The sequence below is a fragment of the Rhizobium azibense genome (assembly GCF_004342325.1).
In the GTDB taxonomy this organism is placed as follows: Bacteria; Pseudomonadota; Alphaproteobacteria; order Rhizobiales; family Rhizobiaceae; genus Rhizobium; species Rhizobium etli_B.
The window spans coordinates 262707-275883 of record NZ_SMBJ01000010.1; the positions used below are offsets into that span (position 1 = coordinate 262707).

At 60.3% G+C, this 13177-nt stretch carries 12 protein-coding genes; 10 read left to right on the top strand and 2 right to left on the bottom strand.

Annotated elements, in window-relative coordinates; genetic code table 11:
• Window positions 1–140 precede the first annotated feature (140 nt).
• On the top strand, window positions 141–1634 hold the full coding sequence (gene glpK / locus EV130_RS24690; protein WP_074061926.1) for a glycerol kinase GlpK: 1494 nt from the start codon (window positions 141–143) through the stop codon (window positions 1632–1634).
• On the opposite strand, the gene EV130_RS24695 is transcribed toward glpK, so the two are convergent.
• Complete coding sequence (locus EV130_RS24695) at window positions 1631–2689, bottom strand: acyltransferase family protein (protein ID WP_165918569.1); 1059 nt, start codon at window positions 2687–2689, stop codon at window positions 1631–1633. The two genes, glpK and EV130_RS24695, sit on opposite strands and share 4 nt — an antisense overlap.
• Before the next feature lie 473 nt (window positions 2690–3162).
• Between EV130_RS24695 and EV130_RS24700 the strand changes: the two genes are divergently transcribed.
• The 7 genes from EV130_RS24700 to sbmA all read left to right on the top strand — a co-directional run bounded on the left by EV130_RS24700 (window position 3163) and on the right by sbmA (window position 10496).
• Window positions 3163–3537, top strand: coding sequence for a YciI family protein (locus tag EV130_RS24700; protein WP_074061924.1), 375 nt, complete (start codon window positions 3163–3165; stop codon window positions 3535–3537).
• A complete protein-coding gene (locus EV130_RS24705; protein ID WP_074061923.1) occupies window positions 3534–4793 on the top strand; it encodes an RNA polymerase sigma factor in 1260 nt (419 codons plus the stop codon). Before EV130_RS24700 ends, EV130_RS24705 begins: the two co-directional genes overlap by 4 nt.
• A 103-nt stretch (window positions 4794–4896) precedes the next feature.
• Window positions 4897–5364 (top strand): SRPBCC family protein, encoded by a 468-nt coding sequence (locus tag EV130_RS24710; protein WP_132661830.1) that lies wholly within the window; start codon window positions 4897–4899, stop codon window positions 5362–5364.
• A gap of 350 nt (window positions 5365–5714) precedes the next feature.
• Complete coding sequence (locus EV130_RS24715; RefSeq protein ID WP_132661832.1) at window positions 5715–6776, top strand: LLM class flavin-dependent oxidoreductase; 1062 nt, start codon at window positions 5715–5717, stop codon at window positions 6774–6776.
• Between the two features lie 40 nt (window positions 6777–6816).
• The gene (map, locus tag EV130_RS24720; RefSeq protein ID WP_074061920.1) at window positions 6817–7575 is read left to right on the top strand and encodes a type I methionyl aminopeptidase; all 759 of its coding nucleotides are present in this window, start codon (window positions 6817–6819) and stop codon (window positions 7573–7575) included.
• 353 nt (window positions 7576–7928) lie between these two features.
• Entirely contained in the window at window positions 7929–9110 is a 1182-nt protein-coding gene (locus tag EV130_RS24725) for a YbfB/YjiJ family MFS transporter (protein ID WP_132661834.1), read from the top strand.
• Between the two features lie 120 nt (window positions 9111–9230).
• Window positions 9231–10496 (top strand): peptide antibiotic transporter SbmA, encoded by a 1266-nt coding sequence (gene sbmA / locus EV130_RS24730; RefSeq protein WP_132661836.1) that lies wholly within the window; start codon window positions 9231–9233, stop codon window positions 10494–10496.
• A 189-nt stretch (window positions 10497–10685) separates the two neighbouring features.
• Here sbmA and EV130_RS24735 read toward each other — a convergent pair whose 3' ends face one another.
• Window positions 10686–11684 carry a polysaccharide deacetylase family protein gene (locus tag EV130_RS24735; protein WP_132661838.1) on the bottom strand — a complete coding sequence of 333 codons (999 nt, stop codon included), beginning with the start codon at window positions 11682–11684 and terminating at the stop codon, window positions 10686–10688.
• 120 nt (window positions 11685–11804) lie between these two features.
• Here EV130_RS24735 and EV130_RS24740 point away from each other — a divergent pair, with 120 nt between their 5' ends.
• Window positions 11805–12389: an NnrU family protein gene (locus tag EV130_RS24740; RefSeq protein WP_074061916.1), complete on the top strand. Its 585-nt coding sequence runs from the start codon at window positions 11805–11807 to the stop codon at window positions 12387–12389.
• Window positions 12390–12490: 101 nt separating this feature from the next.
• Complete coding sequence (locus EV130_RS24745) at window positions 12491–13174, top strand: tetratricopeptide repeat protein (RefSeq protein ID WP_132661840.1); 684 nt, start codon at window positions 12491–12493, stop codon at window positions 13172–13174.
• The last annotated feature ends 3 nt before the right edge of the window (window positions 13175–13177 follow it).

Sequence of the window (13177 nt, forward strand, 5' to 3'; positions counted from 1 at the left end):
GAAAACGATCTGCTAGCTGGTATGTGAGCGGCCGAGGGCGGGTGGGAGCGGCTTCTTTTTTCGTTTTATTTTCTTTTCAGGTTCGCTTTGGTGCCTTATTGATTTCCTGCAACAAAGCAATGCGCATGGGAGGGACAGGCGTGAGCGGATATGTTTTGGCGATCGATCAGGGCACGACATCGACGCGGGCGATCATTTTCGACGGCGAGATGAGGATTGCCGGCGCGGGCCAAAAGGAATTCAAGCAGATCTATCCGCGTTCCGGCTGGGTCGAACACGATCCGGAGGAGATCTGGGTTTCAGTGGTCTCTACCATCCATATGGCGTTGCGCGAGGCAAAGATCGAAGCCAAGGACATCGCGGCACTTGGCATCACCAACCAGCGCGAGACGGTTGTCGTCTGGGAACGCGAGACCGGCAAGGCAATCGGGAACGCCATCGTCTGGCAGGACCGCCGTACGGCGAGCTACTGCGACAATCTCAAGCGCCAGGGCCTGGAAAAGACGTTCATGAAGAAGACCGGGCTGATCCTTGATCCGTATTTCTCCGGCACCAAGCTTTCCTGGCTGCTGGCCAATGTGAAGGGAGCACGGGCGCGCGCCGCCAAGGGCGAGCTTTGCTTTGGCACCATCGACACCTTTCTGATCTGGCGGCTTTCCGGCGGCAAGAGCTTCGTCACCGATGCCACGAATGCCTCGCGCACGCTGATGTACAATATCGCCGAGAACAAATGGGACGAAGACCTCCTCGAAATTCTGCGCGTACCGGCCGCCATGCTGCCGCAGGTGAAGGACTGCGCGGACGATTTCGGCGTTGCCGATCCGTCGATCTTCGGCGCCGCGATCCCTGTTCTCGGCGTAGCCGGCGATCAGCAGGCCGCGACCATCGGCCAGGCCTGCTTCGAGCCTGGCATGATGAAATCGACCTACGGCACAGGCTGCTTCGCGCTCTTGAACACCGGCGCCGACATGGTGCGATCCAAGAACCGGCTGCTCACCACGATCGCTTACCGGCTAAACGGCGAAACGACCTACGCTCTGGAAGGCTCGATCTTCATTGCGGGCGCGGCCGTGCAGTGGCTGCGCGACGGGCTCGGGATCATCGACCGCGCTTCGGAGACCGGCGAGCTTGCGGAACGGGCCGACCCGACACAAGAGGTCTATCTCGTCCCCGCCTTCACCGGCCTTGGTGCGCCGCATTGGGACCCGCAGGCGCGCGGCGCCATCTTCGGCCTTACCCGCAACAGCGGTCGAGCCGAATTCGCCCGCGCAGCACTCGAAGCCGTCTGCTACCAGACCCGCGACCTGCTTGATGCCATGCAAAGGGACTGGAAGAACGGCAAGGACGACACGGTGCTGCGCGTCGACGGTGGCATGGTCGCCTCCGACTGGACGATGCAGCGGCTGGCAGACCTGCTCGAAGCTCCCGTCGATCGCCCGATTATCCTTGAAACCACTGCCCTCGGCGCTGCCTGGCTTGCCGGCAGCAGGGCAGGGGTGTGGCCCGACCGCAAGACCTTCTCCGAAACGTGGAAACGCGACCGACGCTTCGACCCGGCAATGGACGAAAAGACGCGGGCGGCGAAAGTCAAGGGATGGCGCAATGCTGTGAAGCGGACGCTGAGCGAACCCTAGCGTTTGCATTGGCTTACGCTATCGCCTCGACCGGTTTCAGCGGCCATCGCTTCCTGCTTGCGCCTTGCTAGGGGAACGTAGAAAAAGCCGGCGCCGCTGCGATCGGCAACTGCCTTGATGGCGAGCGACAGGCCGATCGCGACGACCACGACAAGAGGCGCCGTCACATAACTGCTTGCCGCCTTCGCCAGCGTCGCGATCGCCGCCACCAGCAGCGAAACGATCATGACGTGCGTCACATAGACCGGAAGCGTGTTCCGCCCGAAATAGGCGAATGCATGCCGGACCGGCTGCAGCCGCGACATCAGCACGGCGGTTCCGCAGAGCCATGCCAGACCAGCAATGGAAGAGAGCAGCGCCCAACTGCCTTTTTCGATGGCCTGCAGCCGCCAGCGCAACAGATAGAGTGCGGCAAACAGCAAAAAGCCGCCAAATGCAACAAGAAGCGGACGCTGCGTGATCGTGCCCACCACGGATTTGCCGTACCAGCTACCAAAGAGGAAGAAGACAAAATACTGCAGCACGTTGCGATGCGTAAAGAGATCGATCTGCAGATGCTCGCCGAAAGTCAGAATCGAGACCATTGCGGCGACCGAAATCGTGGTCGCATGATGGGCGGAAGAAAGAAGCTTCGTGGCAACCATGAAGATCGCCAGTGCCCAGATGAACCAGATGCCTGTGTTGGGCGCCCACCACATCTCGATCAGCTGGTAGGGATCGCTGCCTTCGGCCGGTACCAGGACATTGCTCTGGATGTAGCGGAAGAACAGCCAGCGCGCGATGCTCCAGAATGCGAAGAGATAGATGAGCAGCCAGATCTTCCGGCGCAGGAAATCGCGCCAGGGCGCCTTTGCGGCCGATGCCGCAAGAAGGCCGGAGACGGTAAAGAACAGCGGCATCCGGATCGGCGTCATGATGCCGCTCATGCGGGCATAAGGATGCGGCGCAATCTCATGGAAGTCGTAGTAGAGGAGCGTGTGATAGATGACCACGAGGATGATCGACATTCCCTTGGCGATGTCTAGCCAGTCGATCCGGGTCTTTTCCTGCCGCATGGTTCCCTCTCTCGACCGTGCACTGCAGCAGGAAACAAATAGACGAAATGCGTCCAAAACGTGGGCGTGCCGCCGATCACCTGATGGGATGGAATGCCGCAGCAGGGGCTCGTTGCCAATTATGTACTGATGGATGCCAAGTATTCTCATCAGTAGAGGAATTGTTCATGCGCGCACTCGTCCCGCCTTTCACACTCACGGCCGCCCGGCCAGCGAGGCGAGGGGGGAGGCGGAGAACGCAGTGCTCGCAATACAGGCGGCTCTTGTGCTGTCGCGTGCGCTCGATGACAGGGCCTTGTTCAATCAGGCCCTGGAAAGATGGCGAAACGGTTGAGCGTCACGTCCTGCCGGTGCAGCAACCCTTCGGGGGGTCTTTGCATCATCGCCGCATGCCGTCTTCACAACGGCAATTTTTTGCTGCGTCCTGTCGGATGCCGGGTTACTTGTTCGTCATTGAGGAAGAGGAGTGAGAGATGCTTTACGCGATCCTTTGCTATGCCAATGAAGAGACGGTTTTCTCCTGGTCGAAGGAGGAAGAAGACGCCGTCATGGCAAAGCTCCATGCCGTACAGGCCCCCCTGGCTCAAGCCGGAAGACTCGGTCCGACCGGTCGGCTGATGCCGACGACGGCGGCGACCACCGTACGCAAGGGTAAGGAAGAACCGCTCGTGCTCGACGGTCCTTTTGCAGAAACCAAGGAAGCTCTTCTCGGTTTCTACGTCGTCGATTTCGCAACCCTTGACGAGGCGATCGCTTTTTCGAAGGAGCTGTCGGCGGTCAATCCAGGCTCGACGTCCTATGAAATTCGGCCGTTTTACGTTTTCCGGCCGGGAGAAGCCTCGACATGACGGATATCGCCTGGATCGACGTTGCACTGACTGCGGCCCGGCCGAAGGCGCTCGGAGCACTGCTGCGTTACTTCCGCGATCTCGACATTGCGGAGGAAGCGTTTCAGGAGGCGTGTCTGCGGGCGATCCGCACCTGGCCGGACAAGGGCCCGCCGCGTGATCCGACCGCCTGGCTGATCTTCGTCGGCCGCAACAGCGGTATCGATGCGGTGCGCAGGCGGGCAAAGACCCAGGCTTTGCCGGACGAAGAGCTGATTTCTGACAAGGAGGATACGGAAAGCGATATCGCCGACCGGCTGGACGAATCCAACTATCGCGACGATATCCTGCGGCTGCTCTTCATCTGCTGTCATCCGGACCTGCCGGCCACCCAGCAGATCGCTCTGGCACTGCGCATCGTTTCAGGGCTCTCCGTGCAGCAGATCGCGCGCGCCTTTCTGGTCGGCGAAAGTGCCATGGAGCAGCGCATTACCCGGGCCAAGGCACGCGTTTCGAAAGCCGGCGTGCCGTTCGAAACGCCGGGTCCCGAGGAGCGGGCGGAGCGTCTGTCGATCGTCTCGACGATGATCTACCTGATCTTCAACGAGGGCTATTCGCAGGGCGATCCGAAACGCGAGGCCGCTGCCTTCAGCGACGAGGCGATCCGGCTCGGGCGCCTCCTGCTTCGCATCTTTCCGGGCGATCCGGAAATCATGGGTCTGTTGGCGCTGATGCTGCTGCAGATCTCGCGGCGAGAGGCGCGCTTCGACGCAAATGGCGAACTGGTGCTGCTCGAAGATCAGGACCGCTCGCGCTGGAATCATGCCTTGATCAACGAAGCGCTCAATCTGCTCGACAAGGCGATCCGCCACCGCCGGCCCGGACCCTATCAGTTGCAGGCGGCGATTGCGGCCATCCATTCCCGTGCCAAGCAAGCCAAAGATACGGACTGGGAAGAAATCGATCTGCTCTACAGCGTGCTCGAGCGCCTGCAGCCGTCTCCGGTCGTCACGCTCAACCGGGCGGTTGCGATTTCGAAGCTCAAGGGACCGGAGGAGGCTTTGCGCCTCGTCGAAAAGCTCGGTGAAAAGCTCGACGGCTACTTCTACTATCATGGCCTGCGCGGCGGTCTGCTGAAGCAGATGGGCCGGGCGAAGGAGGCGCGCGAAGCCTTCGACCGTGCGATCGCGCTTGCAAATTCCGCTGCCGAAGCGGCTCACATCCGCCTGCAGATCGACAAGCTTCAGAGCGAGCCGGCACACCCGGTTGCGAAATAAATTTCAAGAAAAAATCGTGGGCGATGTCGGAACGGCAAATGGCCAGGCGTCTTTGTACCAACCTGATGGAAAACAGGTTTCGCTCAACAGGAGGTATGCTGAAATGATTGCCGATGCAAAACATGAACTCGTTCTGGTGCGCGAATTCGACGCCCCGCGAGAAAAGATATTCAAGGCCTGGACCGATCCGGAACTTATGAAGGAATGGTTCGTCCCGCGCCCCTGGACAGTCTCCAAGGTCGAGAACGACGTCCGCCCCGGGGGGGCGAGCCTTGTCGTCATGCGCAGCCCGGAAGGCCAGGAATTTCCAAACCACGGTGTCTATCTGGAGGTCGTCGAAAACGAGAAGATCGTCCTGACGGACGCCTATACCAGTGCCTGGGTTCCATCTGAAAAGCCGTTCATGACTGCCGTGGTGCTGCTCGAGGACCTCGGCAACGGCCGTACCAAGTACACCGCCAAGGCATTGCATTGGCGGGCCGAAGACAAGGAAGAGCACGAAAAGATGGGCTTTTACGAAGGGTGGGGCAAGGCTGCCGATCAGCTTGTCGAGGTTTTGGCCCGCAACTGACTTTCCACAGTGGAGCAGGAGATCGGGCTGAACGCTCGGTTTCCTGACCGGTGATCATCTTCATTGTGAAGCTGTTGGGAAACTGATTCCGTTGAAGCGGCGAAGTGGGTTGTTTTACAGGAGAAATACGAGTTTTTGCAGCCAGACGAGCGGCTGCTGTTCAGGCGAGCATCACAGGAAACCGGCTGGCTGGCGTCGGCCTGTGCAGCCCATGAGCGGAGTTGCAGCTTTCCATTTGAGAAGAGGGCAATTACCCATCAACTTCATCGAACGGTCCGTTCCAGAATTTCCGGTTGCCCTCTGCCCTTTGTCTTCTTATCTCCATGGGCACATTCAACGGGATGCCGATTATGGAATTGGGCCTTTATACCTTTGCCGACGTCAATCCGAACCCTGAACGCAGCAAGGGTGCGGAGGGAGCCGAGCGGCTCAAGCATCTGATCGAGGAGATCGAACTTGCCGATCAGGTGGGGCTCGACGTCTTCGGGCTCGGCGAACATCACCGGCCCGACTATGCCGTCTCCGCGCCCGCCGTTGCGCTTGCCGCAGCTGCGGTCAAGACGAAGAATATCCGGTTGACCAGCGCCGTGACAGTGCTCTCCTCTGACGATCCGGTTCGCGTGTTCCAGCAGTTTGCGACGCTTGATCTGATTTCAAACGGCCGTGCCGAGATCATGGCAGGGCGCGGCTCGTTCATCGAATCCTTTCCGCTCTTCGGCTACAACCTCGAAGACTACGACCAGCTTTTTGAAGAGAAGCTCGAGCTGCTGATGACGCTACGCGAAAGCGAGACCGTCAAATGGCAGGGCGAGCTGCGGGCGCCGGTCAACGGACGCGGTGTCTATCCGCGCCCGCTGCAGGACCCGCTGCCGCTTTGGATCGCGGTCGGAGGCACGCCGCAATCAGTGGCGCGCGCCGGTGCGCTCGGCTTGCCGGTGGCGCTTGCAATCATCGGCGGCGAGCCGGCCCGTTTTGCGCCGCTCTTCGATCTTTATCGCGAGGCAGCGCGCCGGGCAGGACAGGACCAGTCGAAGCTGAAGACCAGCATCAACGTCCACGGTTTCATCGCCGACACGACGGATGCGGCCGCCGATCAATTCTACGGACCGCAGGCCGAGGTCATGAACCGCATCGGCCGCGAGCGAGGCTGGGGACCGACGAGCCGGGCGCATTTCGATATGTCGCGCGGGCCTTCCGGCGCGCTCTTCGTCGGAGACCCTCAGGTCGTTGCCGAAAAGATCGTCGCACATCACTCGATCTTCAGAAACGACCGCTTCCTGTTGCAGATGGCGATCGGCCTCATGCCCCATGATCAGGTCATGCGCGGCATCGAGCTCTACGGCACGAAAGTGGCCCCGCTTGTCAGAAAGGCATTGACTGGCACGGGCGAAGGGGCGAAAGCCACGGCCTGAACCCGGAAATGGCCTGCTCTTGCGGCAGGCGGGAAAAGCAATGGTAATCGAAAACGACGACGAACTGACAAAGCTTAAGGAGATCGGCCGCATCTGCGCCAATGCCATTCAGGTGATGGCGGCAGCAGTCGAACCCGGCATGACGACGCTGGAACTCGACCAGATCGGCCGCAAGGTTCTTGAGGATGCGGGCGCGCGTTCGGCGCCGGAATTCTGCTATCAGTTTCCGGGTGCGACCTGCATCAGCGTCAACGAGGAGATCGCCCACGGCATTCCGGGATCGCGAATGGTCCGCCCGGGCGATCTCATCAATATCGACGTCTCGGCCGAAAAGGACGGTTTCTTCGCCGATACCGGTGCCTCCTTCACCGTGCCCCCCGTCAAGCCGAAGATCGAGAGGCTCTGCCGCGATGGCAAGCGGGCGCTCTGGGTCGGCCTCAACCAGGTGAAGGCCGGCGAGCCGCTTTCGAAGATCGGCAAGGCCGTCGGCGCCTTTGCGGCAAAGAACCGCTATACGCTGGTCGCCAACCTTGCAAGCCACGGTGTCGGCCGCTCGTTGCACGAGGAGCCGGCCGAGCTTTCCACCTGGCCGGATCCTTCCGAGAAGAGGATGATGACGGAGGGCCTCGTCTTTACCGTGGAGCCTTTCCTGTCGCTCGGCGCGACATGGGCCGAGGGCGGCGACGATGCCTGGACGCTCTACGCCGACCCGCAGGCGCCGACCGTGCAGTTCGAGCACACGGTGGTGGCGACCCGGAACGGGCCGCTGATCTTGACGCTGCCGGACGGCGGGCTTTAGCGGCGATTTCGGTCGGGAACATGCGGTTGACCGAAGTTATCTCTTCGCAGATGCGCTCGAGGTTGTTCGGCGTGTGCTGGATCTTGGCGTGATCCTGCCGGGCTGTTGCCTGCCGCGTTCGGTGATCTTGTCGAGCTTCGTGGTGCCTTCGATCCGGACTCCCGCCTTCTGTCGGCGCGGGGATAGATCACGCCGGGGCTTGGAACCTAAAAGCCGCCCGTGCGCTCCTCCAGGTCTGGTGAGGTCCTGGCCGTGACGTGGCCGCTCGTCGGGGCGCCGAGTATTTGTGGAATTGATAGATCGATCAGATTTTCTCGTTTGTCGCTGCCGTTGTGCAGCGCGATAAGGCCAACATGTTGCTACGCAGCGATACCGAGCCAGTGAACCTCTTCCGGACGGCGCTTGCCGGCATGATCGCGATGTCGGCCGCCATGGGTTTCGGGCGGTTTTCCTATACGCCGATCTTGCCCGGTATGATGAGCGGCGTGCCGCTTTCGGCGGCCGATGCAGGCTTCATCGCTTCTGCCAACTTCGCAGGCTATCTTACAGGCGCCGTGCTTGCCACTTACAGCTGGGCCGCCGGCCGTGAACGCGAGGTCGCGCTCTCGGCGCTTCTGGCGAACGCTCTGCTGCTTGCCGCCATGGCCGCCACGAATTCCGTTCCAGTCTTCGCTGCCATCCGTTTTCTGGCCGGGTTGGCAAGTGCATTTGCGATGATCTTCACCTCGTCGATTGTCTTGAGCCATGGCGCTGGAGCGGGCAACGACCACGTTCAGGCGGCGCATTTCGGTGGCCCAGGTGCTGGCATTGCGCTCTCTTCGGTCATGGTGATGCTGAGCGGTCTTTTCTTTGCCGGCGCTTCCGGCTGGCGAGCCGACTGGATCGGCGGTGCGATCTTTTCGGCAATCAGCCTCGCCGCCGTCTGGGTTTTGCTGCCATCGGCGCCGGTACGCTCGGGCAATGCCGGCAAGGAGCCGCCGATCGTCTGGAAGCTGCCGGTGGCTCTGCTTACGCTTTCCTATGGCATCTTCGGCTTCGGCTACGTGATTACCGCGACCTTTCTTGTCACAATCGCGCGCATGGACGCGTCGGGGCAGACGGTCGAATTCCTCTGCTGGTTCATCGCTGGGCTCACGGCAGCCGTTGCGCTTTTTGCATGGCGGCCGCTGGTATATCCGCTTGGCCTTGGCTGGGTTTATGTCGCCGCCCTGCTGACGGAGGCGGTCGGGGTTCTTGCAACCGTGCTTTTGCCGCATTCGATGGCGCCCCTTGTCGGCGGCGCTCTCTTCGGCGCCACCTTCCTCGCCATCACCGCCTATGGGCTGCAGATCGGCCGCAAGCTGGTTCCAGAAAGCGCGCGACGCATTTTCGCGACAATGACCGCCGCCTTCGGTCTTGGCCAGATTATCGGTCCCATCGTTGCCGGCTGGATTGCCGAGCAGACCGGAAGCTTCACCACGCCGACTTTTATCGCTGCCGCAGCCCTTATCTTGTGCGCCGCCCTCGTGCTGCCCGTCATCAAGAGATTGGGATAAGCCGTTACAAATGCGTAACAATGGGCCGTACCCATTGCTGCCTTCTTCGAACTGCCATAGTTTCCGGCACAATCAGTTAGCTGATGCTCCACAGATTCCAGTTCAGGAAAGCGACTGCTCGTGTTCCATTCCTTCTTCCCGCAGCCGAAACTCTTCTTCCCGTCAGTAGCCATCTGGGCACTTATCTGCATCGCCATCTGGTATGGGATCGGAGAGTCGACGGGTCTTTCTCTGGGTTTCGGGCCGCTTCCCGAGGGGCAGGAGCCCCCAATCGGACTCGACTTTTTTCTCCTGCCCGACAATCTGTTCTTTTACGCCTTCTTCCTGATATGCGTTGGTCTCTTCTGCGGTTTTTGGCACCTGCGAGCAAAAGATCATCCCTGGAGGATCTGGTCCATATGGGGTTCTGCGCTCATTATCTTGGCGACATATTTCGGGGTTCAGATTTCCGTTGCCATCAACAACTGGCGCCGTCCGTTCGGTGATACGCTGCAGAACGCTCTGGCGAAAACGGCCCCTGTCACTGTCTGGGACTTCTATAGCCTGATGTTGATCTTTGCGCAGATCGCGTTTCTGAGCATGTTCGTTTCGATCGTCACCGACTTCTTCACCAGCCATTATGTGTTTCGCTGGCGGACGGCCATGAATGATTTCTACATGTCCAAGTGGGAGAAGCTTCGCCATATCGAGGGTGCTGCGCAGCGTGTTCAGGAAGATACGATGCGTTTTTCGAGCATTCTCGAAGGGCTCGGCATCAACCTGATCAATTCGGTGATGACGCTCATCGTGTTCCTGCCGATTCTGTTTGCCCTTTCAAGCTACGTCTCCGAACTGCCGGTCGTCGGTGAAATTGGGCATACGCTGTTCTGGCTGGCCCTCTTCTGGTCCGCCTTCGGAACGGTGCTTCTCGCCGTCGCCGGTATCAAGCTGCCGGGATTGAACTTCCGCAACCAGCGCGTGGAAGCCGCTTACCGCAAGGAGCTGGTATACGGAGAAGATTATGCCGACAGGGCTCAGCCGCCGACGGTCAACGAGCTCTTCGCCAACGTCCGCCGCAACTATTTCCGGATGTATTTCCACTATCTCTATTTCAATGTTGCACGGTACTTCTATCTGCAGGCCGACGCGCTGTTCGTCACCTTCATGCTGGTGCCGACGATCGTGGCGGGAAAAATCACCTATGGTATCTATCAGCAGATTCTGACGGCCTTCGGCCAGGTCAGCAACTCCTTCCAGTATCTCGTCAATTCCTGGACGACCATCATCGAGCTTTTGTCGATTTACAAGCGTCTCAGGGCCTTCGAGGCGGCGATCGACGACGAGCCGTTGCCCGAGATCGATCAGCGCTATCTCGAGCGTGAGGGCGTCGTGCAACCGGACGGCTAGACTAAGACCTGGGTTGGCAGCTAAGCTGAAGCGTCCCGTTTCAACCTGTCCCTTCATGCGCCGGCCGGCACTCGTGGTGACGTTTGCCTCACTGGAAAGATCGGACGGTGGCGGTGGCGCTGATCAAGACCGGGATCAGCAAGGGTGGCGCGCCGCGGCCGGAGTTTCAAAGGGAGCGGGAGGCGATGCTTAAAGTCCCGAAGTCTCCTGTTGCCTCAATTTGGCTCGCGCCTCGATCATCGGTATCGCTTCCGCGTAGCTCACGCAGGCAACGTCCGTTCGTCGGCAGACGTCGCTCACCAGGCGATCGAGCGCGCGCCAGTAGGCGCCACCGTTCATCTCCACGAAGTGGAACCCGAGCTGGAGGGGAATGCGGTCTCCGGCATATTGCTTGTCGAATGCTTCCTTGAAAGCCGTGTAGGCGCGATCTTCGAAGACCTTGCTGTCCGTCTTGTCTTCTTCACCCTTGGAGTGGCGGATGAAGAGGTTGTAGTCCATGGCGATAACCGGCTTGGCGTTCGGACCTTCGGGAATCAGTGGCAGGCCGAAGCGGACGATGCCATCTTCGACGACGGGCGTGGCCGGCCCCTTGGTAACGAGGCTGGCGTCATAGGTAAAGCCCGCCTTCTTCTGCGCAGCGATCATGTCGCCGCCCGCCGTCACGGAAAGATAGGGTGCGCGAAAACCCTTGATGCCGTGCTCGACCAGATCCAGCCAGCCTCGCGGCTCTTCAAGATCCACGCTTTTCCAGGCGTTCTTCAGCGTTGCCTTGAAGGTCGTATATTCGGTCGACCAATCGGCCTCGCTCCACTTGCGGCCGTCGAAGTGGCCGCAGGCGTGGCTCGAAATATCGTGGCCTTCGAGATGCGCATGCCAGATGTTGCCGAGCCGCTCGCGGATTTCGTCGTCGCTTTGGGCAAAGCCGACATTGGACTTTCCGCGTTTTTGATGAGGAGCTTGGTAGGCTTTCTTCGCAGCCTGATTCATCAGGAACGTGCAGGATAGAAAATAGGTGAAGTGGGCGCCATTCCTTGCTGCCATTTGGCGGCTCTTGTGCCACAGCGCATTGTCATGGGCGCCATCGAAAGACACGATCACCAGCTGCTTCGGCGGCTGGTCGACTGCCTGGGCGGGAAGGGGGGCGACAAAGGAAAAGGCAAGGCAAGCAGGGAAAATGAAACGAAACATGAGCACCGCGACAATTTGTTTGCGGCTTCCGTGTTACAGAATTGCGGCAAAGCTGCGGTGCCGCTGGCATTTTCCTGCGGCTGCAGCTAAGCCTCGGGAAACGGACAGGAGACGCGCGCCATGGCCTTGCTTATCGTCGGCATCATACTTTTCCTCGGTATCCATCTGGTGCGGGTGGTCGCGCCGGGTCTGCGCCAATCGATGATTGCAAGCCTCGGGGAGAACGGCTGGAAGATCGCCTATTCGATCGCAAGCCTTCTTTCGCTGGTCCTCCTCATCTACGGTTTTGGCCAGGCGCGACAGGTGACCGGCATGCTGTACATGCCGCCGGTGTGGATGGCGCATATCGCCGTGACGCTGATGCTGATTGCGCTCATCTGTCTTGCCGCCTCGCTGCTGCCGGCGGGGCACATCGCGGTTCGGACCAAGCACCCGATGGTGCTCTCGGTGAAGATCTGGGCGCTTTCGCATCTTTTTGCCAATGGGGAGACCTCGTCCGTTCTCTTGTTTGCGGCCTTCCTTGCCTGGGGCGTCATCCTGCGCATCTCCCTGAAGCGGCGCGAGCGGGCAGGCGAGTTGGTGCTGCGGCCCTTCGTTTCAGCCAAGTATGACCTTTATGCAGCCGTCATCGGCGTTGTTGCCTGGGCGCTGCTGATCTGGAGAGTGCACGAATGGCTGATCGGCGTTTCGCCGCTTGCCGTGTGACGAATCTTTGCGATCCCCCTTACAAGTGCCGCAAAATGGAGTAGAAGGCCCGACAATATGCGGCAACGCATGCAGTGGGCTTATCCGTGCCGGAGACGAGAATGGCATTCAACGACGACAGCTTCATCCGTGAAGTCAACGAGGAACTTCGTTCCGACCAGATGAAGGGCGCCTGGCGCCGTTTCGGCCGCTACGTCATCGCCATCGCCGTTCTGATCGTGGTCGGTACGGCAGGCAAAGTCGCCTTTGACTACTGGGACGACAACCGCTCGTCCGGCACCGGCGATCAGTTCCTGGCGGCGATGAAGCTTGCCGACGAGAACAAGAGCGACGAAGCGCTTGCCGCGCTTGCCACGCTCGAAAAGGAAGGCCACGGCGCCTATCCGGTTCTCGCCCGCATGCGTGCAGCCTCGGTTCGTGCGCAGAAGGGCGACAATGCCGCGGCCATCTCCGACTTCGAAGCGATCGGCAAGGACCAGTCCGTTCCGGAAGCCGTCCGCGATGCCGCCAGGATGCGCGCCGGCTGGCTGCTGATCGAAAACGGCACTTACGAGCAGGTTTCCGGCGCCGTGGAGGATATGGCCATTCCGGCGAACGCCTTCCGCCACTCCGCACGCGAAGCGCTGGGCCTTGCTGCCTACAAGGCCGGCAAGATGGGGCAGGCCCGCCAGTGGTATCAGGCTATCGCCGACGATGCCGCAAGCCCGCGCAATATTGCAAACCGCGCCCAGATCATGCTTGATAATATCACCGCATCCGGCAAGGCGCCCGCCGCGCAGGGCTGAACC

Coding starts and splice junctions, on each gene's coding strand:
- EV130_RS24695 (WP_165918569.1), bottom strand. CDS start 2,689: ATGCGGCAGGAAAAGACCCGGATCGACTGGCTAGACATCGCCAAGGGA.
- EV130_RS24700 (WP_074061924.1), top strand. CDS start 3,163: ATGCTTTACGCGATCCTTTGCTATGCCAATGAAGAGACGGTTTTCTCC.
- EV130_RS24705 (WP_074061923.1), top strand. CDS start 3,534: ATGACGGATATCGCCTGGATCGACGTTGCACTGACTGCGGCCCGGCCG.
- EV130_RS24710 (WP_132661830.1), top strand. CDS start 4,897: ATGATTGCCGATGCAAAACATGAACTCGTTCTGGTGCGCGAATTCGAC.
- EV130_RS24715 (WP_132661832.1), top strand. CDS start 5,715: ATGGAATTGGGCCTTTATACCTTTGCCGACGTCAATCCGAACCCTGAA.
- map (WP_074061920.1), top strand. CDS start 6,817: ATGGTAATCGAAAACGACGACGAACTGACAAAGCTTAAGGAGATCGGC.
- EV130_RS24725 (WP_132661834.1), top strand. CDS start 7,929: ATGTTGCTACGCAGCGATACCGAGCCAGTGAACCTCTTCCGGACGGCG.
- EV130_RS24735 (WP_132661838.1), bottom strand. CDS start 11,684: ATGTTTCGTTTCATTTTCCCTGCTTGCCTTGCCTTTTCCTTTGTCGCC.
- EV130_RS24740 (WP_074061916.1), top strand. CDS start 11,805: ATGGCCTTGCTTATCGTCGGCATCATACTTTTCCTCGGTATCCATCTG.
- EV130_RS24745 (WP_132661840.1), top strand. CDS start 12,491: ATGGCATTCAACGACGACAGCTTCATCCGTGAAGTCAACGAGGAACTT.